This is a genomic window from Acinetobacter portensis, from assembly GCF_009372215.1.
Taxonomy (GTDB): Bacteria; Pseudomonadota; Gammaproteobacteria; order Pseudomonadales; family Moraxellaceae; genus Acinetobacter; species Acinetobacter portensis.
In genome coordinates this window covers 1-3,325 of record NZ_LWRV01000086.1, presented here as the reverse complement: position 1 = coordinate 3,325, position 3,325 = coordinate 1, and the positions used below count along the sequence as shown (strand labels likewise).

2 protein-coding genes and 1 pseudogene are annotated in these 3,325 nt (G+C 35.3%); 1 reads left to right on the top strand and 2 read right to left on the bottom strand.

Going from position 1 to position 3,325, the window contains the following annotated elements; all coding sequences use genetic code 11:
• Positions 1 to 279: 279 nt before the first annotated feature.
• Positions 280 to 417, top strand: a pseudogene (locus A6M14_RS10420) (Fic family protein); the annotation flags it as partial.
• Positions 418 to 820: 403 nt separating this feature from the next.
• On the opposite strand, the gene A6M14_RS10415 reads toward A6M14_RS10420, so the two are convergent.
• Together A6M14_RS10415 and A6M14_RS10410 are read right to left on the bottom strand one after the other, a co-directional pair.
• Positions 821 to 1,153 (bottom strand): hypothetical protein, encoded by a 333-nt coding sequence (locus tag A6M14_RS10415; RefSeq protein WP_152874894.1) that lies wholly within the window; start codon positions 1,151 to 1,153, stop codon positions 821 to 823.
• A gap of 8 nt (positions 1,154 to 1,161) precedes the next feature.
• Positions 1,162 to 3,325 (bottom strand): DNA/RNA non-specific endonuclease (locus A6M14_RS10410; protein WP_171500277.1); only part of this gene is annotated, 2,164 nt, incomplete at its 5' end.

The window sequence follows — 3,325 nt, the reverse complement described above, 5'->3', positions numbered from 1 at the left end:
TGCAGCCGCTGTAGCGGCAGCGATGGCGAGAGTTGAACTAAACCCATAAGATTCTGATTTATTTAAATTTAGATAGAAGTATATATTGAATCACCCCTTATTTACCCAAATTCTAATTAGTGACCCTATTGAATTTAGTTCAAATCCAACCTTAGGATTTAAACTACTGCACTTTTTTGACACTCATCTCTGTTAATTTTATTGTCATGCTATATCATTTCTTTTTTATATTTGTTTTTTTCATGTATTATTCATTCAGACAATTTCAGGGATAAGGTTATGTTTGAAATTATTGACGATTTAAAGAAAAGATTAGATCAGCATCGCCCTCTTTCACCTGCTATTGTAAAAAACCTACAAGAAGATCTTATTGTTCACTGGACATACCATTCAAATGCAATCGAAGGCAATACTATGAATCGTTAGATCAATGGATGGCTTTCGGAAAACTGAAGCCTTTATTAAATTGATTTCTAATGCTGTACTAGAGGGATTTAAACCCTATCAGGTTGTATTGAGTATTTAGACTGCTAGCATATTTTCCTATCAAATATTTAGGTTGTTTTTATCCACCAGACCTACACCGTTATATAAAAGTTTCATAACCATGTCATTTTTTATATTCGGTCATACATATGTGTGGCTGCAACGATGGTTGATGTCGCAACTTTAGTGATCTAATTTCAATAAAAAAACTTAAAAAACATATGCAAAATGGGAGCTTAAGGCTCCCATTTTTTAATTCGCATAACTTGTACTATGTTAACTTTAGGAAAACTTAAGTTTTTAATATGGTAGAACCCACCAAGATTTACTACTTTTAATCATAAATAAATTTTGTATGCGCTTTACCACTATTATCTAAAGTTAATTTAAATTCTTTCCAGTTACCGCCTGTTTGCTTTTCCATGAGACTGTGTAGCTCTTTAACCAAATTTGGTACTTCTTTATTTTCATAATTTAAAAAAACTGATTTCAATTCGCCATTTTTTTTGAAAAAAAACTTTTCACCTATAGAAATAGAACCGTCATCCTCATCTTTAAAATAATCAAAAGTACAATCTAAGTATTCATAATACGAGTTAACACTATTATGCATAATTTGTAATAGATGATTCAAAATTTCTGTTTGTTTTTCCAGTGGACTATTCATTTAAAACCTCATTTTGAACTTTTATTTTCAAAAGTTTTCCTTAGATTTACACCATCAATATTATACTCAACAACTAAAGAGTTTGGTCTAATATTTGCTGCATTTGACCTATCAAATTTTACTGTAATCTTCTCTACTTTCTTACCATTTTTTAATGCAGTACGAATCTCATTCTCCCACGTTTTGTAAGCAGAATTATTAAAGTTTCTATTCTGTGGGAATAAATTAAAGTTATCGCAAGTCCCACCCAATGAGCAAGCCTGGATATGTCCTCCAACATCCTCTGGTAATCCTTTCTTACCAACGGCAGTCTGTCTAGAATCACGTGGATTTTTAGTTAAACTAGGCTGAAACTCAATTTCTTCTATATACCCATATGCATTAGTCTTAAATTCAACACCATTATTTAGCTTCACATGACTATTTGATGGGGGATTATTTAAAATTTCATATTCTTTCGTCCCTTTCTTTGAGTTCTCCACTTTAACTTCAATTGTATTAATTTTAGATTTTTTAGCAGTACTAGGTCCATTCGTTTGGACTTTCAGGTTTGGATCAAAATCAGCTTTAAGTTTGATCTTTTTAACAGCATCTAGTACCTTCGCGCTTACTTTTACACTTCCAGCACCACCCAACAAAAGCCCACCAATCTCAACTTTTAGTTCAAGTTCAGCTTTTCCTGCCGCTTCGAATTCTGCTTGTGTTCTTGCTGTAAATTTCGCCTTGGCTACTTTTTCAGCTTTATCTTTATACTCTGCGGGTAATTCTTTTAATGCTTCAATGATTGCTCCACCAAATGCCTTAGGATCTTCTTTTAAAAGTATTAAAGCATCAAGCGTATTTTGAGGTAGGTTCTTAACATCATCGACCATTTGATCTACTGCTTTTTGGTAACCTCTTTGATACGCCAAAGTTTGTACTTTATCTAATTTTCTATAATCTTCATATTTTTCACCTAAGCAAGCTACTGAAGCTCCTAAACCGCCACCCGCACAACCTAAAAGGTCAGTTGCAAAATCTAAATCTTGCGCGAATGAGGTACTTTCATCAATTTCATCTGGATGATCTTTTGCATTATCTATAAATGTCTGATTATCTTTCTTTAAGATGTCTTTGTTTTGAGCTTGTGTCGCCTCGTCCTTTCCATCGCCAAGCTGATTCTTATATTGATCAACCGTACTTTGATTATGCTGAATTCCTGAATCAAATGCCCAGTCTACAGTTTTTCCAATTAAATCAGCTGATGTTTCATTTTTAATTCCTTGACCATGTGCTATCTCATGACCAAAGGTATCAACTATTGTTGTGCGATTCTCATTATTTACATCAAGTACAACTGTATTTGTTTGATGATCAAATGCTCCCTTAATGCCAAGGAATGATGTAATCGAAGTTGTGAGTACCTCAACATCTTGCCCAAGAGCTTGAGCTAACAATTGAATACTACCCTTTGTTGCGAGTATGCCGTCATAATTACCATTTTTGAATTGCTCAATAACGGTCGCTGCTTCTGGATTTTTTTGTATAAAATCAAATGTTCTTGCAGGGTTCATCACTGTGTCATATGCTTGCTTAAGGTTCTGATCACCGCTTGCTAATGCAGCAGTTGCCACCCCTAAACTCGTTACACCTGCAGCTGTCATTTTTCCTACAATTTCAGCATTTTGTGGTAAATCCTTTTGCTGTTGAATAATCTCTTTACGACCATCTTCTGTCAGTAGTCGATGATCGATCGTCACTGAACCATCAAGCATTCCTGTAGTTTGGTCTCGAGTAATTTCTTGCGTATTATTAATGTCTCGGTTGGTTGTATCTGTCGCATTCGTAACAGTACCCTGACCCATTGTTGCCTTAGTCAATTGTTCTGTTTCTTGCCCACTGCTGTTAACACCAATCGTCGTTGAACCTTTTGGTGCTGTAGAGGCTTCTGCTGTACCTTTCGGTGCAATACCAATACTGGTCGATACATTAAAACCTCGACTACTGTTGTAGTTGTGATCTTCGATATCTTTCAGCTCAAGCTCACCTGAGTAGTTTAATTTGCCATGATCGGTCAATGTGCCATCTGTATTCTTCGCGGCATTGGCAATCACACCACCCACATTAGTGACCTTCTTCACGCCCATCGCATCAAGGTCTGCATTGTTTTGTGCATTACCAATCAGGAGTTTG

Coding starts and splice junctions, on each gene's coding strand:
- A6M14_RS10415 (WP_152874894.1), bottom strand. CDS start 1,153: ATGAATAGTCCACTGGAAAAACAAACAGAAATTTTGAATCATCTATTA.